The sequence below is a fragment of the Mucilaginibacter sp. GW821-FHT07H05 genome (assembly GCF_059418485.1).
Genome location: NZ_JBWKPY010000003.1, coordinates 475,827 through 499,294 on the forward strand (window position 1 = coordinate 475,827; position 23,468 = coordinate 499,294).

General features: G+C 43.9%; 15 protein-coding genes. 5 read left to right on the forward strand and 10 right to left on the reverse strand.

Features of this window, described 5'->3' with window-relative positions; genetic code table 11:
- Positions 1 to 50: 50 nt before the first annotated feature.
- The 3 genes from AC07M6_RS09730 to AC07M6_RS09740 all read right to left on the reverse strand — a co-directional run bounded on the left by AC07M6_RS09730 (position 51) and on the right by AC07M6_RS09740 (position 3,577).
- Positions 51 to 815: a PI-PLC domain-containing protein gene (locus AC07M6_RS09730; RefSeq protein WP_494888860.1), complete on the reverse strand. Its 765-nt coding sequence runs from the start codon at positions 813 to 815 to the stop codon at positions 51 to 53.
- A gap of 163 nt (positions 816 to 978) precedes the next feature.
- The gene (locus tag AC07M6_RS09735; protein ID WP_494888861.1) at positions 979 to 1,434 is read right to left on the reverse strand and encodes a carboxypeptidase-like regulatory domain-containing protein; all 456 of its coding nucleotides are present in this window, start codon (positions 1,432 to 1,434) and stop codon (positions 979 to 981) included.
- Between the two features lie 166 nt (positions 1,435 to 1,600).
- On the reverse strand, positions 1,601 to 3,577 hold the full coding sequence (locus AC07M6_RS09740) for an alpha-L-arabinofuranosidase family protein (protein ID WP_494888863.1): 1,977 nt from the start codon (positions 3,575 to 3,577) through the stop codon (positions 1,601 to 1,603).
- Positions 3,578 to 3,836: 259 nt separating this feature from the next.
- Between AC07M6_RS09740 and AC07M6_RS09745 the strand changes: the two genes are divergently transcribed.
- The 4 genes from AC07M6_RS09745 to AC07M6_RS09760 all read left to right on the forward strand — a co-directional run bounded on the left by AC07M6_RS09745 (position 3,837) and on the right by AC07M6_RS09760 (position 9,076).
- The gene (locus AC07M6_RS09745) at positions 3,837 to 5,789 is read left to right on the forward strand and encodes a tetratricopeptide repeat-containing sensor histidine kinase (protein WP_494888865.1); all 1,953 of its coding nucleotides are present in this window, start codon (positions 3,837 to 3,839) and stop codon (positions 5,787 to 5,789) included.
- 162 nt (positions 5,790 to 5,951) lie between these two features.
- Positions 5,952 to 6,215, forward strand: coding sequence for a hypothetical protein (locus AC07M6_RS09750; protein WP_494888867.1), 264 nt, complete (start codon positions 5,952 to 5,954; stop codon positions 6,213 to 6,215).
- A gap of 191 nt (positions 6,216 to 6,406) precedes the next feature.
- Positions 6,407 to 8,524, forward strand: a complete 2,118-nt coding sequence (locus tag AC07M6_RS09755; protein ID WP_494888869.1) for a tetratricopeptide repeat-containing sensor histidine kinase — start codon at positions 6,407 to 6,409, stop codon at positions 8,522 to 8,524.
- Between the two features lie 93 nt (positions 8,525 to 8,617).
- On the forward strand, positions 8,618 to 9,076 hold the full coding sequence (locus AC07M6_RS09760) for a cold-shock protein (RefSeq protein ID WP_494888871.1): 459 nt from the start codon (positions 8,618 to 8,620) through the stop codon (positions 9,074 to 9,076).
- A 43-nt stretch (positions 9,077 to 9,119) separates the two neighbouring features.
- On the opposite strand, the gene AC07M6_RS09765 is transcribed toward AC07M6_RS09760, so the two are convergent.
- The 7 genes from AC07M6_RS09765 to AC07M6_RS09795 form a co-directional block, all read right to left on the reverse strand.
- Positions 9,120 to 10,136: a glycoside hydrolase family 53 protein gene (locus AC07M6_RS09765; RefSeq protein WP_494888873.1), complete on the reverse strand. Its 1,017-nt coding sequence runs from the start codon at positions 10,134 to 10,136 to the stop codon at positions 9,120 to 9,122.
- Positions 10,137 to 10,430: 294 nt separating this feature from the next.
- Positions 10,431 to 11,315 (reverse strand): glycoside hydrolase family 16 protein, encoded by an 885-nt coding sequence (locus tag AC07M6_RS09770; RefSeq protein ID WP_494888875.1) that lies wholly within the window; start codon positions 11,313 to 11,315, stop codon positions 10,431 to 10,433.
- 14 nt (positions 11,316 to 11,329) lie between these two features.
- Positions 11,330 to 12,364, reverse strand: coding sequence for a family 16 glycosylhydrolase (locus AC07M6_RS09775; protein WP_494888877.1), 1,035 nt, complete (start codon positions 12,362 to 12,364; stop codon positions 11,330 to 11,332).
- Between the two features lie 4 nt (positions 12,365 to 12,368).
- Entirely contained in the window at positions 12,369 to 13,268 is a 900-nt protein-coding gene (locus tag AC07M6_RS09780) for a PKD domain-containing protein (RefSeq protein WP_494888879.1), read from the reverse strand.
- Between the two features lie 18 nt (positions 13,269 to 13,286).
- A complete protein-coding gene (locus AC07M6_RS09785; RefSeq protein ID WP_494888880.1) occupies positions 13,287 to 15,374 on the reverse strand; it encodes a hypothetical protein in 2,088 nt (695 codons plus the stop codon).
- A gap of 23 nt (positions 15,375 to 15,397) precedes the next feature.
- On the reverse strand, positions 15,398 to 16,909 hold the full coding sequence (locus tag AC07M6_RS09790; protein ID WP_494888882.1) for a RagB/SusD family nutrient uptake outer membrane protein: 1,512 nt from the start codon (positions 16,907 to 16,909) through the stop codon (positions 15,398 to 15,400).
- Positions 16,910 to 16,928: 19 nt separating this feature from the next.
- Positions 16,929 to 20,039, reverse strand: a complete 3,111-nt coding sequence (locus tag AC07M6_RS09795) for a SusC/RagA family TonB-linked outer membrane protein (RefSeq protein ID WP_494888884.1) — start codon at positions 20,037 to 20,039, stop codon at positions 16,929 to 16,931.
- Between the two features lie 409 nt (positions 20,040 to 20,448).
- On the opposite strand from AC07M6_RS09795, the gene AC07M6_RS09800 reads away from it, so the two are divergent.
- Complete coding sequence (locus tag AC07M6_RS09800) at positions 20,449 to 23,379, forward strand: ligand-binding sensor domain-containing protein (RefSeq protein ID WP_494888886.1); 2,931 nt, start codon at positions 20,449 to 20,451, stop codon at positions 23,377 to 23,379.
- The last annotated feature ends 89 nt before the right edge of the window (positions 23,380 to 23,468 follow it).

A 23,468-nucleotide genomic window follows, 5' to 3' on the forward strand; every position in this document is an offset into this window, starting at 1 on the left:
CGGCGTGAATGTGTGGATTAATGCGCTGTACCCTGCTATCTTAATTAAATTTATTGCTTCAAAAAGGCCGATAATTCGTCAATAAAATCGGTACCAATAACATCGGCATGGAGGTTCATCAGCACCTTCCAGCCATTGGGATTATCTGGAGCATCCCAAAAACGGATAGGCTTACCCAGGGCATGTACACTATCTATCACATGCTTTAACCGCGCCTCATCTTTAGCCGGGATAGCGCCAACACCTTTCCATTTTACATAACGCGAAAATTGCAAACTCACCTGCCCTACTTTCTTCAATTCATCGGCGGTGTAAATGTGCAGCAGGTCCTCATCAAAGAAAATATAATCGGGATAGGTACTGAACAGATTTGGGGGCGGGCGGTTACCGCTGATGAGGACCAGCAGTTTACCATTTGGATTGTGCCCTTTGCAAAATTTGCGCAAGGGTTTTAAATTCATGATCAATTCGGGCATCAGGTACCAATAATCCTGTTTCAGGTCTATCAACAAGGTTAAGCGGCGACTGGTATCTTTTTTCAACGCGGCTTTTATCGGGTTGAGATAGAGCTTTTTAAACGTATTTACCGGATTTAAATGTTTGGCATCATGGGCAACCAGCAAGGTACCGTTCACCATAAAAATATCGGCTTCAATAGCGCCAAAACCTGCCTTATAGGCATGAAAGAAGGGCATAGTCTGAAGGTAATCGTTATGTGAATGGGCGCTAAGCGGTGTGTATGGTATTTGCGCCGGGGCGGATAGGGTTTTGGTAACGACCACTACGATAATGATCAGGCGTAACAGGTGTTTCATTAAATGCAAAGAAAAGACTTTCAATCAAATATCCCGATCAAAGAAATTAAGAAATGTGGATTTGATTGCTTGTCTATCGAAATACACGCCCATACGGATTATAAAAAAAGCCGTCCCGTAATAAATACGCGACGGCTTCCTTGCTCAAGTATACAAGCCTTGCTTACATAGCCCACAGGTAGATATTAAGCCCGTAGTTATTGGGGTAAAAAGTATCGTCGCTAACCACTACATTGGATGTTAGCGTATAATCAGTCTGAGCATACATGTTTATACCTTCATGGCTTTGGTCGTTAATGTACCAGTCGAAATTATCATACCAAACCGAATAATTATAATAAGAAACCGTGACGGTATAAGTTCCGGGAGTAACATAGCCCAAATGATAAGCGCCATCATCATGTAACTGGTAATAGTTGGTTTGAAAATAGTAATCGTCGTTGGTGGTATTGTTATGAAGAGTAACCCACCAAATAGTACTTGACGCCCAGTTAGGCATACTCCCCGACCAGGTAGTTAAGGCCACCGGAACGGTGGTTTGTGCTTTAGCATTATTAAAGCTAAACGAAAACATGGCAAATACCATTGCCGCTACGAGCAGTAATTTAGTTTTTTTCATGATAAAATGTTTTTTTAGATGGTTTATGTATCAAATATACCGAGGTACATCATATCAGTATTGTGATAGATTTGCATCTGAATGTATTATTTTATCTTCGGGTACAAAAAAACAAAAGCCTGTAATCGGTAATTACAGGCTTTTGATGCTATGTGTATTTAGCTTTTTAATACTTAACCCTGAACACATTAACCGACATAGGGGCTAAACTGCTTACTATTTTGCCCGACGATACATTCCCGCCGTTTTGCTTAGGAGATACTTTAAGCGGATCATTCAGTGTATTATAGGCGTATTTATCTGTGGATGACAATACAGTTTGGCTGTAGACTTTTTGCGGTTTAGCCTTACCCTGCAGTTCAATTTCAACCGGCTGGACTGAGGTCGATGTATTGACCACTTTGATGATCAACTCCCGCGTGGCCGCATCTGTTGACGCGCTGGAATAAATGCTATCCTTACCAGCCACAACCTCGCCATTCATTTTTACGGGGATCACGTTGGTGCCCTTGTTGGTAGAAAATACTTGCTGCACATAATAATTAGGCGTCCCAACCGACCGCAGGTTATCAAACCATATCAGGTCGGGGCGCCATTGCCAGGCATCAACATGGGCTAATAAGGGCGCGTACGATGCCATTTGCACCACATCGGCATTACGTTCAAACCCGGTCATAAATGCGGCTTCGGCCAGCGCGCTTATCCAACTGTTTTTATATTCGGCATCGGTGTTTTTGGTATCCTTAATATGTGCCGCATATTCGCCGGCAAATATTTTAGGGCCGTTGCGGTCGTACCGGTCATAGCGCGATGCGTTATTGAAAAACCACTCGGGCGCCTGGTAATAATGTTCATCCAAAAAATCGGCTTTTTCTTTGGTCAGCTCTGCATGCAGGTAATCAAATCTATCGCCATCGGGTGATGGGCCCGAACTGGTGATGAGTTTGATAGCCGGATATTTTTCCTTCAATACTTTGGCAAATAGCTTATAACGTTCCACATATTGCACATCCCATTGTTCGTTACCCACACCCAGCATTTTCAGGTTAAAGGGCTTAGGATGGCCCATCGCGGCGCGCAGACCGCCCCATTTTGTGCTTACCGCGCCATTGGCAAACTCAATCAGATCAAGCGCGTCCTGTATATAGGTATCTACCTGGTCAAGCGGTACTACCTCGCTGGTATTGTACTGACAGGCCATACCGCAGTTTAATATCGGTAGCGATTCGGCCCCAATATCTTCGGCCAGCTGGAAGTATTCAAAAAATCCTAATCCGTACGACTGGAAATAGTCGGGCGCCGAACGGTTGGCAAATTCGGTATTCCAGCGGTTAATAATTAGTTCACGATCGGCAATATCCCCTACTGTTTTTTTCCATTGATAGCGGTTAGCCAAATCGCGCCCTTCTACAATACAACCGCCGGGGAAGCGCACAAAGCCGGGTTTCAGATCGGCCAGTTTTTCGGCCAGATCGGCGCGTAAACCGTTAGGCCTGCCCTTGTAGGTATCCTGCGGGAAAAGCGAAACCATATCAATGTCTACCGTTCCGGGCTTTTCAAAATAAAGCACCAGCCGCGCTTTGGCATCGGTAGCTTTACAGGTAAAGGATGCTGTATATTTAGTCCATTCGCCTTTAAAGCCCTGCAGTTCGCCTTCGCCTATCTTTTCGTTATTAGCGCCTACGGCTTCTATCCTCATTTTCACATTACCTGATAGGTTACGGACAAGGATAGAGAAATTGTATTTTTTGTCCTTAAATAAACCCATCCCGCGGAAACCCTCGTTGGATAAAGCAAAGCTGCCCTGATCTTTTTTGATGTTGATACGGGCAAAACGCGGGTTATTGGCATTAGCTTCGCCCCGGTTAATAATTAAAGCGCTGCCTGCTCCATCTTTATTATTTATTTTCCAGCCCATCAGGGGTTGGGTAAACTCAAACGACCGGTTCTTGATCAGTTCGGCATACAGGCCCCCGTCTGCAGAGAAGTTAATATCCTCAAAAAAAATACCCCACATAGCAGGTGGAATGGCCGGACCCCGGTTATCGGTTAGTACAGTTAATTTTTTAACCTGCTGTGCAAATACGGTACAGCTAAGCAAACACAATAATCCCGCAAGGGTGTAAGTAAAAAGTTTTTTCATTACAGTATGGTATAACCGGTTTATAATTGCCATCAGGCATTAAATGTCAATAAGACAAATATATAAAAGCTAATGATATTATTGTACAAATAAATGCCAATATGATATATTACAATTTGCGCGTAATTAACATCAAATTAACAAAATTAATTCACGTAATATATTGGTTAATATTATCTTTGGGCACTTTTTTAGATAAATGCCTACTTTTAGCATCCGCTATTTTTTTCACTCCCCCGCTAAGTCAATTGTTAACAGGATGAAAATCCTGATGATGGCTATTTTGTTGACTTATACCAGCACTGCTACTTTTGCCCAGGCACCAAATACAACCGATACTACCAGTATAGAAACCTATAACAAGCTGGTGAGCCGTTATCGTTATGATAAGCCCGATTCGGCCGTGTTTTTTGCGCAGAAAGGGCTGGCGAAGGCTCATCAACAAAAAAATCTAAATGGCCAGGCTATTATGCTTAACCAGTTAGGCATGATTGATGATAATGTAGGCCGTTACGATGATTCGCGGAAAAAATACCTGCATGCGCTGGATCTATACCGGCAAACGGGAAACACCAAGGGGATGTCTACCGAAAACATACGCCTGGGGGTAATAGATATGCGCCAGGGCAATTATGATAAAGCGATAGGTTATTTTTTAACAGCCTTGTCCATCAGTGAAAAAAGTAAAAATGTTTTGGGCCAGATGGAAGCCAACCTTACACTTGGCGAAGCTTATACCAGGCAGGGAAAGTTTGATACGGCCTTAAAATACTATCACATTGCCGAAAATTTAAACCGGCGGCTCCCATTCTCTAACCTTACACTAAACATGTATGTTGATTTTGGCACCATATACCGTGAAATGGGGCGGTTTGCCGAAGCTAAGGCCTATTTAAACAAAGGTTTGGCACCCAGCAATGTACCGCAATACCAGGGCCTAAACATCACCCTGATCAGTACCCTGGCATCTGTATACGCTAAGGAGGGCAACAAAAGTAAATCAATTGAACTGCTGAAAGCCGCGCTGGCAAAATCAAGAAAGATCAATAACTATATCAGGCAGGTACAAACCCTTAACGGGCTGGCTGCTACTTACGGAAAAGATAATGTAGAACAAGCCCTGCTTTATTACCGTCAGGCCACCGATCTGGCCCAAAGTAAAGACGACTATAAACAGGCCATAGAAAGCCTTAACAATATGGCCGGGTTATATACTTATCAAAAAAACTATAAGGCTGCCTTAGATGCCAGAAACCAACAGTATACAATAGCCGATAAGTACTTTTATAAAGCCATGAGCAAGCAGATAGCCAGTTTGCAATCGGCTTATGAGCTTAATCAATCAAAAGCTAAAGTGCAGGAATTGAGCTTTGCCAACAAACAGCAGGCGCTGGAAAGGAAAGGGATATTACTGATCATGTCGGTAAGCATTATTCTTTTGCTGGTTGTAGCCTTTTTTCTTTATCGCACCCGGCATCTTAACCAACTGCTCAATAAAACAAATGCCAGCTTGCAGGAGTCAAATCACGTAAAAGACAAATTATTCTCGGTACTGGGGCACGATCTGCGCTCGCCTTTTGTTTCGGTTATTAATTTGCTGGAGTTTGTGGATGATGACGATATTACGCCCGAACAAAGAAAAGAACTGCTGGGACAGTTAGAAGAGACCAGCAAAGCATCGTTAGAAACGCTTAATAACCTGCTTAAATGGGGCGAAATGCAAATAAAGGGCATCAGGCTTAATCAAACCACGTTTACTGTAAAGAATATTATCGACCGTAATATTGTTATGCTGTCCGACTCGGCCAATAAAAAATCAATATGCATAAACAATACCGTTGCGGGCGATATATCCGTATTTGCCGATGCCGACCACTTTGATTTTGTGATCCGCAACCTGATATCCAACGGCATTAAATTTAGTTATGTAAATGGCACCATCACCATAGGTGCCCAAAAAGATGAAGATACCGGCAAGGTGATCCTTACTGTTACGGACAATGGCGTTGGTATTTCCCCTAACCAGGTTGGCCAAATCTTCAATATCGACAATGTTAGTACCTCCGGTACCAAAAATGAAAAAGGCACCAGTCTGGGCTTGTTATTATGCAAGGAATTTATTGAATTGAACGGGGGGAAAATACAGGTAGAAAGTAAAGTTGGCAGCGGCTCTGTATTTTCTTTCAGTTTAAATAGCAGTACTAATATTTAGCAGCTGTAACTCTCCCAATCAGCATAATGCTTTCTTAACACGTTATTTATAAATAAATAACAAAACAATCTTTATTTCAATTGGTTAAATAAAAAAATAATATATTTTATTTAAATAATATTAAATTTATTCCTGTAAACCACCAAGCCAATTTCCCGAAATATGAAAAAAGTATTACTTGTATTACTTGCTTTTACTGTGTCCTTTATTAGCTGTATGTCCACCAGGCCGGCTATTGATAATTCGATAGCATTAAAGGACCATCAAAAGCCATATAAGATTTTCAGCATCGGCTATTGGAAGCCCGGTTATAGCATCATAACTTTAAGAGACTCCAGGCAAGAGTATTTCACTATTAAAACCCCTAAAAATGATTCTTTAAAAGTAGGCGACATTTATTATCCATCCAATTTAATGACAGACTAATATGGTATAATGTTAATATCCTCTAGTAAAACAGCCGTTACTTTTTTTCTCTTTTATTACTTAGTGTATAATAACACGCTCCTGCAATACAATCTATAAGGTGATTTAACTATCTTTACTTATTGATGGAAAAATGTTTTATAAAGCGCTTCCATTGGTATTAACAACCGTCCCTTATACAACCAAACGCCATGCACGGTACACTTTTGCGCATCAAATGTTTTAAACAGTATGGTTTTCTGCTGCTTTTACTTTTCATTGATCCCTGCTTTGCCCAAACCGCTAAGCTTGATTCGATACAGGCTAAGCTAAAACAAAATATGCCCGATACGGCCCGGATCAAATTACTGAAACAATTATCATCGGCGGCTTTCCCTACCAGTCCTCAACAAAAGTTTTATTATGCTGATATGTTAAAGCAGTTTGCGGAAAAAATACACAATGAACCAGCTGCTGCCGATGCTTATATTAACATGGGGACATCCTATGCTATCCGCAGTAAATACGACAGCGCACTGTATTACCTTTCCATTGGCTATAACAAAGCCGAGAAACTGAAATTTGCCATGGGTATGGGCCGCAGTTTGGTAAATATGGGCCTGGTTTACGACAGGCTGGATGATTCGCGCGAGTCTATCAGGCATTATTCATTGGCGCTGGATGTATTTAAGAAGAATCAGATTCAAAAAGGGATCGATCAGTGCAATACTAATATCGGTTCCCTTTACTACGATCTTTCGCAATATAAAACCGCCGAAAGCTATTTTAGCCAATGCCTGGCCAGCTACACCAAAAGTAAGGACAGCGCGGGTATGGCCGCCGCCATGTACAGCATGGGCAATTGTGCACAGGCGCTGGGCCGTGATAAAGAGGCTTTAGACTACTTTAACAGCAGCCTGGCTATTCGCCAGAAAATGGAAAACGCAAACGGCATAGCGTTGGCAAACCGGGGCCTGGGTATGGTATACATGCACCTTAAACAATATGATCTGGCGGTTAACCATTTAAATACCGGGTTAAAAATTGTACGTGATTTGGGCGATAAGTACGAGGAAGGCGCCATACTAAAAGTGTTGGTGGAAGTACACGTAGCCATGAAGAATTACAAAAAGGCCGAAGACTACGCTAAGCAAAACTTAGCCCTTAGCTATGCGATGAAATCAAAATCGATGGCAGCGCTGGCCTTGCGGAATTTAGTTTTGGTTTACAAAAGCACAAACAACATCCCAAAAGCTTTTGAGTATCAAACACGCTTTGTAGCAACGGAAGACAGCATACTATCCGAAAAAGAATTGAAAGATATTACCCTGGCCGAGTTTAGCCGGGTACGCACCGAAAATGCCAGCCTATCCAAAGACAACCAGAATATCAGTTTAAAAAACAGCGATTACAAAGAACGTATAGGCCATTATAGCAATGTGATCGTTATTACATCGGTGGTACTGGTATCGGTGATTTTGCTGTTGTTAATGCTTTATCGCCGCAACCTGGAGAAACAGGCTACCAACAAACTGCTGCTGGAACAAAAAGAAGAGATAGCGAACATTAACCACGAACTGGAAACCCTGAACGAGGAAGTGACCACCCAAATGGAACTTACCAACGTGCAAAATGCCGAACTGGAAAGACTGAATGATATTAAAAACAAATTCTTTTCCATCGTTTCGCACGATTTGCGGGGGCCTTTGGTTACCCTGCAATCCTTATTCAGCATTTATCGCGAAGGGAATATCCAGGAAGAAGAACTCCGTATGCTGCTATCCCGGCTGGAAGAAACCATCCTGAACACCGGGGCATTTTTAGATAACCTGCTGGAGTGGTCTAAAAGCCAGCTGGAAGGTATTGTGATCAACCCTGTCGATTTCAATATCAGCGAATGCATAACCGAAAACATCCATCTGCTGGAAACCAAAATAGAACAGAAAAGCCTGAAGGTAAGTAACCTGGCTGCCGGTGATATCATGGTACACGCTGATCAAAACATGATTAACCTGGTTATACGTAACCTGTTATCAAACAGTGTAAAATTCTGTAACCCCGGCGATGAAATAACCCTGAGCGCGCAAGCTAAAGAAAATGTGGCCCTTATTTCGGTACATGATACCGGGCCGGGCATCAGCGAAGCCGACCGTGAAAAATTATTTAGCCTGGAGCACATTATCAGTACCGGTACCCAGGGCGAAAAAGGCAATCACCTGGGACTTATCCTTTGCCGCGATATGGTGGTACAAAATAAGGGCAATATCTGGCTGGAATCAAAACCGGGCGAAGGCACTACTTTTTGGATAGAATTGCCCCTATCCATTTAATAATGGTATTATTGTACCTTATCAGGATTTTGGGCTTAAATAAATAAAAAACTATTTCTTGTTTATTGAAGAAATAAAACGTATATTAATACTATGGGTAGATCAGTAGAAACATTTAGTAAAAAAGAACGAGAAAAAAAGAAGTTCAAAAAACAACAGGACAAAAAAGAAAAAGCCGAAGACCGCAAGGCCAATTCGGATAAGGGCAAAAGCCTTGACGATATGATGGCTTATATCGACGATGATGGAAATATCACGTCGACCCCACCCGATCCGTCGAAAAAAAGGAAGATCAATACAGAAGACATTCAAATTGCGGTACCTAAGCAGGAAGCTATGGCACCGCCCGATCCGTTCAGGAAAGGCACCGTAGCCTTTTTTAATGACTCTAAAGGATTTGGATTTATAAAGGACTCGATTACCCAGGAAAGTATTTTTGTACACGTAAACGGCCTGGAAGAAGCCATACAGGAAGGCGACAAAGTAAGCTTTGAAACCGAACAGGGACAAAAAGGCCCTAACGCCATTAAGGTTAAAAAAGTAGCCAAGTAAAACAAACAAGGGCAATTAGCTAAACTAATTGCCCTTATTGCTGCTATTGTTTAATATGATATTGCTTACTAATCTCTGAGTAAGTAGTAATATGGGCATTGGTTTTGCCATCCTTATCAAAAGCTGTCTCGCCCCAACTAATGGGTTCCCATATAAACGTACCTTTTATTTTATTGCCGGGCAGGCTAAAAGCAATATCATTTACGGCTTGTTTTTGCTGGGAATATTCTACCACAATTACATCCTGCTTATAACGGGTGGTTAAATCGTTCAGGTTATGTTTCAGGCTATCCAGTGGGCCGTGCCATTCGGGGTAATAAGATTGGCCGATGATATCAAACTTGACGTCGCGTTTCAGCATATGATCCAAAAACCGTCTCGATTCGGCATTTTGGCCGCCGCAGGCTATATGCAGCATAATTTTAACCGCCTTATCCGCATCCTTTACACCCGATATCCCGGCCCTTACAAAAGCAGCCAGGGTATCCATATTTTTATTGCGGCCATCAGGCCACAGCATGCCGTGATTAATTTCGTTACCCACCTGCACCATATCGGGCAGGGTACCTTGCCGCTTTAAGGCTAACAACGTGTTTTTTGTAAAGGCCCGGATAGAGTCCTGTAATTGCTGAAAATTCAGCTTTTTCCAGGCGGCTGGCTTATACTGCTTCCCGGGGTCGGCCCAGTTATCGCTGTAATGGAAATCGAGCAGGAAACCCATACCGGCGGCTTTAACCCGCATGGCCATCTTTTTTGTGTTTTCCAGGTCGCAATATCCTTTTTTAGAGTAGCCGCTATCGGCTTTAGGGTTATTAAATATCCTGAGCCGGATGTAGTTAAATCCATGATCTTTTAAGATCTGTATGGCATCTTTTTGCACGCCGTTATCATAAAACTTGCGGCCTGCATCCTCCAGCGATGGCAGAAAAGAGATATCGGCCCCTAAAATTTTATCAAAACGCGCCGGCTTACCTTTAAAAGCCGGGGTAATAAACGCGCAAAAAAGACCGAGCATACAAATGCTGATCAGTCCGCCAATGATGTACCTGTTATTTTTCATATATGGATATGTTTTAACTTATAGGCAACAATATGCAGCCATATAATGGATTAAACTATGCTTTTTGTTGATTGGCGGACGGTTGGTTATGCGTCAGCAACCCTATCAGGACCTGGTTTATATGTTTGCAATATATTAAATCTGTTAAATAAAGCCAGCCTGAACTGTGCTGATCACTTAGCTTAGTTTTAAAATCCATCCGCATTAAAAAAGCCTGGCATCTTCATGCCAGGCTGTCCGGTTAAATCAGGGATTTCCAGTTATTACAGATAACAAAAATCAAAAAGCAATTGGTTAATCATTTTTGGTTACCCGCACCCAATCAACCAGCATTTGCACCTGGTTATTTTTAACCAGGTCAACTGTTGATGCCGGCATACCATTGTAAGGCGCCTTTACACCATTCAGTTTGATAGGATAAGCGCCGCCTAAGGCATAATTCAGGATCAGGAATTTGGGGCTATCAAACACCCATTTACCGTAATGTTCTACCATTTTACGGTTCACACGGAACATCAGCTTGCCATCATACTTAAAATCAAGACTGTTCGGTGTCCAGTCTACCGCGTAAACATGCCATTGTGTAGCATCGTTATTGGCCGTAAAGTACTGCCGGTTTACAAAAGGGGTTTCGCCGCTATAGCCGGGGCCGTGTACTGCCGCGCTTACCCAATCCTTTTCGCCCACGTATTCCATAATGTCCACCTCCCCTGTTTCGGGCCAGCCGCCATTGCCGAGCAGCCACCAGGCTGGCCATAAGCCGGGGCCTTGGGTTAGCTTTATCCGGGCTTCAAAAGTGCCGTAGGTAAAATCGAATTTGCCACGGGTGTTTATCCTGCCCGATATAAAATCGAAGGTTTGGCCATCCTTAGTTTTAAAATCCTTTGCGTATTTGGGCTTCAGCACCAGTGCCCCGTTTGCAGCGCCTCCGGCAGTTCCACCTTTCACCATAAATATGGTAGCCGATGAATCTACATAAGCCTGTAACTCGTTATTTACGTGCATACCGGTTACCTCTACGTTCCATTTGCTGCGGTCTAATTTATTACCGGTAAAATCATCAAAAAACACCACCTTACCCGTGGGTTTAACGGTGGTTGTTTTTTGTGCAATAGACAGTGTGGGCAATAAGATGAACAGCAATAACAGCAGTTTATATATTTTTTTTAGATCATTCATATACATAGCTGCTATTACTGGGTAAACCTTACATAGTCTATTTCCATTACGCTGCTGGTAAAGGCCGGATCAACCGCGCCGCCAAACGTACCACCCATAGCCACGTTTAAAATCACAAAGAAGGTATGGTTAAACGGTATACTGGTACTATTAGCCACCGTTTTAAACACATTGCCATCTACCGATATTTTGATAGCCGTGGCGCTCCATTCCAGCGTATACACATGAAACTCGGTACTGGCATTTGAAATAACCGTACTGGCCCCATCACCATTACCGCCGGAGTGACCAGGGTAATGCAGCGTACCATAAATCCGGTTCAAATCGTTACCCTTATGTTCCATAATATCCATTTCGCCGCAGGCGGGCCAGCTGTTGGTAGCAAAGTCCGATCCCAGCGTCCAGATGGCCGGCCAGGTACCGCCGCCCGAAGGTAACTTAGCCCTGATCTCCAGCTTACCGTATTTAAATGAGAATTTGTTATTGGAGGTTAGCCTGGCCGATGTATAATTGCTGCCACTGTAACTTTCCTTTTTTAAGGTGATTTTCAACGTACCGTTTGATACCACCGCATTATCAGTGCGGTTAGTATAGTATTGGAGCTCGCTGTTACCCCAGCCGCCGGCGCCTGTGTCATAACCCCATTTGGTGGGATCAGGCGGGCCATCGGTATTAAATTCTTCGGCCCAGGTATAAGCTGATGTGATCGTTACCGTTACCTGCATCGATTTGGATATAGTTTGCCCGCCCGAACTTTTAGCAATGACGTTAACCGTATAAGTACCCGACGAGGGATACTTATAGGTTACCGCGCCGGAAGCTACTGTTTGATAGGTACCATTGCCAAAATCGTAATCGTAACTAACCGCGTTGGTAGCCGTAGCTGTAAAAGTCACGTTACCGCTGTTATCGGCATTTACTACAGCGCTTACGCTTAAATTTGATGGCGGCGTATTGTTAGTGCCCCCTCCTCCATCATCACCGCCTTTTTTGCAGTTGATAAACACCGTCACTAAAAATATCAGGGCAGATATGCGCATATATTTCATATTACTATGGTTTAACTTTTAATTTTTGATACCATGACAGGCCATCAATACCTATGTTACGTAAAAACATGGTGGTTGGTGTAATGGATAAGATCTCGTAAGTAGTGCCGCCGGTACCAAAGTTAATTAACCCGTTGCCCGGAACAATAAACTGCACCCTTGTTGAATTAGCCGTAGTAGATGCCGATGTAGCATCCATAAAGGCCAGTTTACGCGATGCTGCAACATCTATCACATAACAACCATCGCCGCCTGATGCACCGTAAAACGCGGTTGCAGCACCGATGGAGAACGATTGACCGTTATTGTTGATGGCCATAAAGATGTTATTGCTGGCATCCTTGCTGAAGGTGATCTGATCATCATACAAACATGGTGAGCGTTCATTAGGCGCGGCTGCATAGTATGAAGGTGTAAAGCCATCAGCCGGGCCGACACCTACGTGACCGGGGGTCAGGTTATCGGTGATCCACACTTTTGATGAACCGCCTGTCATGTTCTGCACAATATCAGCAGGGATGGTATAGGCCACAAACACCGTAACCTTTTTACTGATGGTTGAGGTTACCCCACCTGTACCTACCGCGGTAACCGTAATGGTATAGGTAAATGTACCCGGGTTATTATATTTATAATTAATAACGCCCGATGGTACGGTTTGGGTATTACCATCGCCAAAGTCTATTTTGTAGGTAATTACATCCGTAGCGGTTGTGGTAATAGCCACATTGCCGGTGCCCGCCCCGTTAGGGGTAGTTGTGGTAACACCCGCTACCGTTGCCGTTAAGGCCAGGCTTGATGGTGTTTTTAATTCGCCGAAGGAATATTCGGTTTTTTTACAGCTGTTAAAGCTAATGGCTGCAATAACTAAAACAGCTATGATGGCTTTGATATTAATTTTCATGATCAATATTTTTAGGAATTAGTTAAGTGTGATATCATCAAACAACCAGGTATAATTGGCCGAGCCATCTCCCTTGGTACCGTTATCAAATATGAGTACTACTTTTTGGTATGATTTTGCCGTATTGATAGCGCTATAATCAAAGGTCAGCGTTTCCCAGGTATTGGCTACGGTAGTCAGCATTTCCTTTTCATAGCTTGTGCTGCCATCGGTCAGGTTCTCTACCTTCAGCAATACCTTGGCCCCTACGCGCGGCGAGTATACCTTCATGGTAAATGTCTTCTTAGTCGAAAAATCAATTGGCGCGGCCAGGGTGATAAAGCTGCCGCCGTAAGTTTCGCCGTTACTTTTTACCATTTTGGCCACCTTAGCGCTGGTATTAATGCCGCCCGAAGCCGGGTTATTCACTACCGTTACCCCACCGCCGTTAAAGTCGGTAAAGGCGTAAGTGATCGCGCTTGATTCAAACGTCAGCGGTAGTCCCAATACGGTTGAAGCACCCAGAAACTTCACATCATCCCAATAGAACTTCTTACCCGAACCAACAACGCCAAAATCAAAGAATACCGAAGCCTTATCATACACTGTAGCTAAGTTTAGCGCCGGTGTACCCGATGCCACAGTGGCAAAATCGAACGTCAGGGTTTCCCAGGCGTTAGCCACAGTGCTGATGGCTTCCGTTTCAACCGATTTAGTGCCATCGGTATGGTTTTCAATTTTTAACCTTACATGGATCCCAACAGCCGGTGAATAAACCCGCATGCTCATTTGTGTAGCCGACGCGGTAAACGGCACTTTATTGGCAAAGCCTAAGCCTGTACCCATAGTTGTACCCGCCCAGGTTTCGGCTCCGTTTGGCTTAGTAGTGATCTTCACTTTATTGGCGGCATTGGTTGGGTCTGTGCCATCAATAGTTGAATTATTTCCAAAATCGATAGTGGAATAGTTAACTGTAGTCAAATCAAACGTAACAGGTAAGTCCAGTTGCGCTAAGGCCGGGATAAATTTCAGATCATCAGCATAGAAGGTCTTTCCTGATCCGGCAACGCCGAAATCAAAGAACAGCGACGCCTTATCATAAGTATAAGCAGCGTTTAATGCCGGAGTACCTGTTGCCGGTGTGTTAAAATCAAACGTCAGGGTTTCCCAGGCATTGGCAACAGTAGTCTTCATATCTGCTTCAACCGCGTGGGTGCCATCGTTATGGTCTTCTATTTTTAGTTTGATGACCAAATTTGCAGCCGGCGAGTATACCCGCACACTCATTTTGCTGGAGGCTGCTGTAACCGGAATTTTAGTGGCAAAGCCTAAGGCTGTACCAATTGTTGTACCGGCCCAAACTTCGGCGCCAGCGTTTTTAACCACTTTTAAAACCTTGTTGGTACTGCTGGTGGGGTCGTTAGCTATAGATGATGAGTTATTGCCAAAATCACTCATGGTCAAATCGAAATTGGGATCATCAAAGGTAACCGGCAGGTCTATTTGCTTACCTACTTTAACTGTTTGGGTTATTTCGGTTGTAGCTACGCCACCGCTCAGGGCCACTATTTTCATGGTATAGGTGCCCGCGTTTGGATAGGTGTGCGTAATAGTTTGCCCTTCTAAAAAAGTACCGAAATGCAATGGCACCAGTGTGGTGGAATCACCATAATAAACCCTGAACATAGTCTCGTACAAAGCCGAAGCGGATATGCTCACCGTTAAGCCGTTTGAGGTTACGGTTGATTTTACATTCTCAGGCGCTTTAAATGATACCGTCAGCGACTGCGTTATCTCGGTAGTTTTACCGGTGGCGCCCCTGGCGGTGATCTTTACATTATATACACCCTCAGCATATTTATGCTGCACGTTTTTACCAGCGGCAACATTTACAGGTGTGGTGGTGGCATCACCGAAAGTAACGTCGTAGGATATCGCGCCTTCGCCGTTTGGCGATATGGTGACCAGGCCGGTGTTATCCTGGGTGATATCAAACAGCACCGCTACTTTGGCCGGAGCGGTGGCTCCGTTAATAAACGAGGTATCGTTAAAATCCTGCTTTTTACAGCCTGCTAATACAGCCAGTAAAAATGCGATACCGAAATAATATTTTATTGTATTCATCATCGTTAATTTTAAATGGTTGATTATTAGTAGCCCGGGTTTTGTGTAATACCTGAAATGTTGATCTCCGTTTGCGGGATGGGGAACACCTCGTGCTTGCCGGTAACAAAACCGGTGATTTTTGTAGCAGCCTGACCGGTACGTACCAGATCAAAAAAGCGGTCGCCTTCCATACCCAACTCTAATCTTCTTTCATCCCAAATGGCTTGTTTTAGAGCAGCGCCGGTGGCAGTGATGTTGTGCAGGTTATCGCCAAAAGCACGCTGGCGTACCTGGTTTAAATAGCCTTGTGCTTTGGCATCGTTAGCAGCGGTAGCACGGTTATTAGCTTCGGCTGCCATCAGCAATACTTCGGCGTAACGAATGATGCGGAAGTTATTGGCATAGTTCAATTCCACTTGGCCTGATGTTTCGCCTTTGCGTGGCAGATACTTACCGTTGTACAAGCCTGTATTGCGGTAAGGTGCAACCTGGTAAGTAATACCAAAGGCGGGGTTAGCAGCTTTGTAAGCTTCAATATCAAAAGTGGTAATAGCTTTACGGGTATCTCCTGTACTGAAAGCAGCCGCCAGGTTTTGGGTTGGCAGGTTAGTGCTCCAACCTGCCGCGTAAGGCATAGCCGATGAACCGTTTAAACCCCGGATGCCATTTTGTTGAACAGCGTAATTACCCTGTCCCCTGGTGGCACCGCCCCAGTTATAATAAGGTGATCCATTGGTGTATTGAATTTCAAAAACAGATTCAGGGCCATTTTCGCCGGTCAGTAAAAACATCGAACTGTAGTTGGCTACCAGACTAAACGCGTTTGAAGTAATAATACCTTCCAATACCGGAACAGCGGCGTCAAACTTATTCTCGTACAGGTAAACTTTACTTAACAGCGCTTGCGCGGCGTATTTGGTGACCTTTCCTTTTTGTGCCTGCACAGCCGGTAATACGGCAATAGCAGCGGTTAGGTCGGCTTCAATTTGTTTGTACACATCGGCCTTAGGCGAGCGTTGCAAGCTTTTTGAGTCGCTTACGCCCAAACGTTTATCAGCAAACAAGGGCACATCGCCAAACATGCGTACTAATTGGAAATAATAGTAAGCACGTAAAAAGTAAACCTCGCCATAAAGGGCATCCTTACCGGCAAAATTCACCTGCTGGCCGGCCAGGTTAGTGGTTTTATACTGTGTTAAATAGTTAGCACGGTTAATCCCTTCGTAAGCTACCTGCCAAAGGTCGGTCAGGGTTGAGTTTACGGGGGTTAGCGTATAATCATCTATCTGCTGTAAAGGCAAAACGTCTGATGCGCTTTCGCCGCCGGCAACCGAGTTGTCTGATGCGATATCGGCCACTACATATTCCTGATTGAGCCATTGCAAAGGCGAGTAAGCGCTGATTACCATCGTACGGTAATCCGTTTCCGATTTCAGATAATCCTGCTCGGTAGTCACAAAATCCTCGTGCGGGTTATAGTCCACAAACTTTTTGCACGATGTAAGCACGGTAATCAATAATACCAGGCCCACTGTCTTTATATATATCTTATTCATTTTAATACTATTTAAATGATTATAATTTAATGTCAAGCCCGAAAGAGTAGATCCTTGGCTGCGGGTAAGCGCCACGATCCACACCTGTATTTAAGATACCGCCCGATATTTCAGGATCGAAACCGGTATATTTAGTGATCACAAAGGCGTTTTTAACCTGCCCGTATACCCTTACACTTTTAAATACTTTGGTAAACGATGTCGGTAAAGTATAACCCAATTGCAGGTTCTTAACCTTTACAAAGCTGCCATCCTCTACATAGCGGTCAGACACGCGGATGTTGCTGTTAGGGTCAGTAAACGAATACCTTGGGTTTTTGGCGTCGTTTGTAGTACCCGGACCAGTCCAGCGGGCCAGGATCATGCGGTCTTTATTGGTGTAGTTAGCGTTCCTTTCGTAAGCGCGGTAAACATCGTTACCGATAGAGGCATAGGTAAAGGCATTAAAATCAAAGTTTTTGTACGATACGCTCAGGTTCCAGCCTAAGGTCATGGTTGGGAACGGATCGCCAATTTGTACCTGGTCATCGGCGTTGATCTTGCCATCGCCATTGGTATCGGCATAACGAATGTCGCCCGGTTGCGCGCCTGCCTGTGTTGGCGCGGCGGCCACCTCGGCAGCGGTTTGGAATAGTCCCTGTGTTTTATAACCATAGAAATAACCCGGTGTAAATCCTTTTTGGAACACGGTTACATTTTGCGATTGGCCGTTGAAGTAACTCCCACCGAAAATTTTGGCAGTGCCATCGGTATTGGTGGCGGTTACCTGGTTTTTAGCTGTAGTTACGGTAAATGAGTTACCTAATTTCAGCGATTTGCCGATGTTCTCGTTATAGCTGATGGTTACATCTATACCGCTGGTTTTGGTTGAACCAATATTAGCCGTAGGGATGGGCACCGTGCCCAGGTATAATGAAGCGTTTGGTGTAAACAGCAAGCCGTTTACTTTTTTCTGATAGTAATCAGCAGATATAGATACTCTGTTATGGAATAGGGTGATATCAAAACCGATGTTTGATTGCTTTTGGTTTTCCCAGGCCAGGCTGTTGTTTGCTGCCGAACCTACGGTTGAACCGGGATAGAAAACGTTATCGTAATTGTAGCCATTGCTGTTAGCAGTTGAACCATAATCTGGCCCGCCGGTTACAATCTTAACATATTGCGGACTCACATTCTCGTTACCGGTTGAGCCGTAGCTGCCACGGAATTTCAAATAATCAATTACTGACGATTTAAAGAAAGCTTCGTTACTGGCCACCCATCCTACCGAACCCGAGAAGAAGTTGGCAAATTTGTTATTGATACCGAAAGCATACGAACCATCCCTGCGGGCGGTGAACGATGCCAGGTAACGTGTTTTATAATCGTAGTTTAAGCGACCGAAATAAGATAAGTTACGACGGAAGTACTGGTAATAATAACCTGATGAAGCAGTAGTGTTTGTAGCCGAGTTAGCCCCGGTAGCCGCCGTAAAATCGGCAAACTCCCACGAGTTAAACGGCACATCCTGCCTGCTGGCGCCATCGGTATTGCCCGATGTTTTGGCCATTGAGAAACCAACAACGGTCTCGAAGTTATGATCCTGCAGCACCTTGAAGTTGTAGTTGGCAAAAGTTTCCCAGGTGTAGTTAAAGTTGCTGGCTTTCTCGTGCGATACGCTGTTGTGCATCCCGGTAACGGTTGTACCATCGGCGTTCATGGTGTTCTCTACGTTCAGCGGACCATAAAACACCAGCGGATTGAATGTTTTGGCATTGCTATCGTACTTGGTATAGCCTAAGCGACTGGTTACTTTCAGGTCTTTCAATACATCGTACTGCATTTCAAACTTACCGTAAAGCTTGCTGCCGGTATTGGTATTATAGGTATTATCCAGTTTGGTCAGCGGGTTAAATACTTCTGACAAGATCAGGTTACTGAAACCGTATTTGCCTACCGTGTTAGGCACCGTATTATTTACCGGCACCGTTGGGTCGAAGTTGATGGCGCTGCCGATAATACTGTTGAACGAGTTTTCCTGCACGCCTTTACCTTTTAATACCACACCGGTTGTGTTTAAAATAAATTTCAAACGCGGGGCCAAATCAAAGCTCATATTGGCGGTAAAAGTCCCCCTGTCATATCTCGATTTATCGATACCGCCTACAACACCGCCCTGGCTGGTGTACCCGCCTGACAAGAAATAGGTCATTTTATCACTGCCGCCACGGGCCGATATATTGTGGGCCTGCAATGGCGCGGTACGGAATACCTCTTTTTGCCAGTTGGTGCCCACACCTAAAGTAGAAAGATTAGGGAATATCACCGCGCCGCCTGATGTTACGCTGCCCTCGTTGATCATGGCCGCGTATTCGGTAGCGTTTAACACGCCAATGGTATTGGCCACTTCCTGCACGCCGTAATTACCGCTGATAGAAAAATCGGTCTTGCTGTTTTTGCGGCCGCTTTTGGTAGTTACCACAATTACACCGTTACCACCTTTAACACCATATATAGCGGTGGTGGCGGCATCTTTCAGTACGTTGATAGATTCGATATCCTGCGGGTTGATGGAGTTGAAATCGACCAGCGATTGCGGTACACCATCAACAATTACAACAGGATTTGTACCCGAAAATGAAGGGATACCCCTGATGAGTACCGTTGGTGTAGAACCCGGCGAACCGCTTTGGATCACGCTTACGCCCGATGCACGGCCTTGCAGGGCTTCTTCTACCCTTACCGGCCTTAGCTTTTCAATATCGGCCCCTTTGACAGTTGAGATAGCGCCCGAAACATTGGTTATTTTTTGCGTACCGTAGCCCATTACTACTACTTCGCTAATGGCGCTGGCGCTTTCTTCCAGCGCGAAGTTGACTACACCGCCATTAACAGGTTTTTCCTGTGGTGTCATCCCCACAAACGACACGACCAGCGTAGCGCCGTTTTGGGCATTGATGGTATAGTTACCATTTACATCGGTAACGGCGCCAATAGTAGTGCCTTTAACGGATACCGATGCGCCGGGTAAGGATTCGCCGGTTGTTTTTTGGGTTACCTTACCGCTTACGCGGATATTTTGCGAATAGGCCCCGCTAAAAACGCATAAAAGCAACGCGATGCCAAGACAAAACTTGAGTTTTAATTGCATAGAAGATTAGTTTTTTGGTTTATAATACTTTGGTTTCTGCTGCGGTTGGTTGGCCGCTTTACAGCTGCGCCTGGTTAAAGCGCGAAATAAATTGGTTGTTGTAAAAGATCAGGGTGGATATTCCCGGACCATTTCGGATGTTGTTTTAGCGAAAGATATACCTGTGTATTTATGAAATAAATAAGGTATAGTAAAGTAAATTTCCCCCATATACATTTGGTTATTTATTGGTTAATAAATGGTGCTGAAGCAGCGGGTTTATAATGATCCAAATGTATGGGCGGATACCAGATAAGCGAAATTTTGGACTACATCACAACTACACACTTTTAAAAAAACAGCATTATGGTTGATTTTAGCCCTAATCTTTGATACATTTAAACAAATGTTGTGATCAACATAAACCTATATGTTTTTACGTATTGTTTTCTTAATAACTATGCTTGCAGGCATGCAGGCAGTATCCGCGCAGTCGTATATCGGGCAGCGCGAAACTATTAACTATGCCAAAAAACAATACAACGCCGGTACCCAAAACTGGAAAATAAAACAAGACGCCCAGGGCCGCCTCTATTTTGCCAATAACGAAGGTGTACTGGTATTTGACGGCGCCAACTGGCAGATCTACCCCCTGCCTAACAAAACCATTGTATGGTCGATAGAATTTGGAAAAGATAAAAGGCTGTATGTGGGCGGGCAGGACGAGATCGGTTACTTTTCGCCCGGTAAAAACGGACAGCTTACCTTCAACTCGTTAAAGCACCTGCTACCCAAAAGCGAGCAGAAGTTCTCGGATATATGGGACATTGTTTGTTATGGCAAGGACATCTTTTTCAGGGCACGGAATAAGATCTTTTGCTACCGCGATAATAAGATGGTCATCTACCCGGCCTGGTCGTCCTGGTTGTTTTTAGGTTTATGCAAAAACGAATTAATAGCCCACGACGAGCAAAAGGGTGTGATGGTATTTAAAAACAACGCCTGGCAAACCTATCTTGATAAAAAATTGCTGCCGGCCGATTTCTATATCACCAGCGCCTTAACATTCGCTAAGGATAGCACACTGATCACCACGGCAAAAAATGGCAATTATATTTTAACAGCCGGCCGCCTGCAATACTGGGGCTTAACAGGTTTTGGTATTGATAATCGTCAGCATTTTTTAAACGCTATTGCATTAAATGATAACACCTTTTTAATCAGCACCTATACCAATGGTGTATACCAGGTTGATAAAGGCGGGCACGTAATGGAAAATATCTCTAAAAAAGAGGGCCTGCAAAACAGCAATATACGCTGCATGTTTAGGGATAGCAATCAAAACGTGTGGCTGGGGCTGGATAACGGCATAGACCTGGTTACCTATAATAACGCCGTTAAACATATTAACCCGCCTGCATTTAAGGATGGCGGCGGTTTCTCTATGACCAAATATAAAAACAGCCTGTATTTTGCGCTGTCGAACGGCATTTATAAGCTGCCTATTCAACAAATGCCCGATTTGAGTTACAACAGCAATAACTTTAAAATGATTGCCGAAGGTTTATCCTGGCATATATCAGTTGTTAATGATCATTTGCTGGCCGGGCGCGACGACGGCCTTTTTAAAATAGCCGACGACAAACTCATGCCCATTGCCACCAACACCGGCTTTTGGCTTTTTGAACCTTTGTTGAGCAACCCTGGCGAGCCCTTAATAGCCGCGGGGAATTATGACGGAATACGCCTGTTTGAAGAACAAGCCAATACTTTAACCAATAAGGGCAATATTGGCAGTTTTAACGAGTCGGCCAGGTTTTTGGCTATTGATGACATCAACAACATCTGGACATCGCACCCTTATCGCGGCATTTATAAACTAAACCTTCATCACCCCGGGGCCCAGCTGTATACCCAGGCGCAAGGGCTGCCGTCTACTTTAAACAATTTTATATTTAAGATCAAAAACCGCGTAGTGGTAGCTACCGAAAAGGGCATATATGAGTACAATAGCAGGCGCGACCGGTTTGATAAGTCGGAAGAGTTTAAGGATATATTCGGCGATAAAAGCTTACGGTATTTAAAGGAAGATCCGGACGGTAATATTTGGTTTATAGAAGGTAAAACCATTGGCGTAATGGATTATTCAACAACAAAACCAAGAGCTGTTTATTTCCCCGAGTTAACCGGCCGGGTATTAAGCGGTTTTGAAAACATTTACCCTATTAATGAGCAAAACATATTTGTAGGCAGCGAAAATGGCTTTTATCATATCAACTATGTCAAATACAAAAGCAATATCCAACCCATAAATGTTTATGTCCGCAAGGTAAAAGCCATGGCCAATAACACCGACAGCTTACTTTTCGGCGGTTATTTTGGCAGTGTTAACGATAGTACCAGGCAAACGGCGGCAAGCGCGCCCATGCTCACTTATTTATGGAACTCCTTACATTTTGAGTATTCCTCGCCCATATTCGAGGCACAATCAAACGTTACCTACAGTTATTTTTTAGAAGGATTTGATACAGAATGGTCGGAGTGGACAAAGAAGACCGAAAAGGATTATACCAACCTGGCCGCAGGTAAATACACCTTCAATGTAAAGGCCCGTAACCACCAGGATAACGAGTCGCCGGTTTACAGCTATACTTTTACCATATTCCCGCCCTGGTACCAAACCCTATGGGCTTATTGCCTGTACCTGGTATTAATTGTTTACCTGCTTTACTTCTTCTATAAACAACAGGAACGCAAGCACATTAAAAACCAGGAAAAGCAACTATTGCTGCAAAGGCAAAAAAATGAAGAAGAGCAAAGGCAAATGGCTTATCAACACCAACTGGAACTGGAAATATCCGAAAAGGAAGTGGTTAAATTGCGGAACGAAAAGCTGGAATCGGAGATTGAATATAAAAACTCTGAACTGGCAACCACAGCCATGACCCTGGTACAGAAAAAGGAATTTATTTTAAAGGTTAAGGAAGAGTTACAACGACTGCAAAAATCGGGCAAGGAGATGATTGAGACGGTAGAGATTAAAAAGATCCTGCGCCTGTTATCCGAAGAGAAAAAGATAAATGAGGAATGGGAGCAATTCTCGGTACACTTTAATAAGGTACATGCCGATTTTTTAACCATTATAAAAGAAAGATACCCCAGTATAAACCAGCAGGAGTTAAAACTAAGCGCCTACCTGATCATGAACCTATCCAGTAAAGAGATTGCGCAGCTGATGGCCATCTCTGTGCGCGGTGTAGAGATCAGCCGGTACCGGCTGCGTAAAAAGTTGCAGATCCCCACCGAAGTTAACCTGTTCGAATTTTTGTTTGAGATACAGCGGGAGTGTATGAAGCAGTAATCAGTAAATCTTCCGTGTTCGGCTAATCTTATCTTCACCAATACGCTAATTTAAACTCCCGGATAGAAGTAACGGCATCTATAAACTGC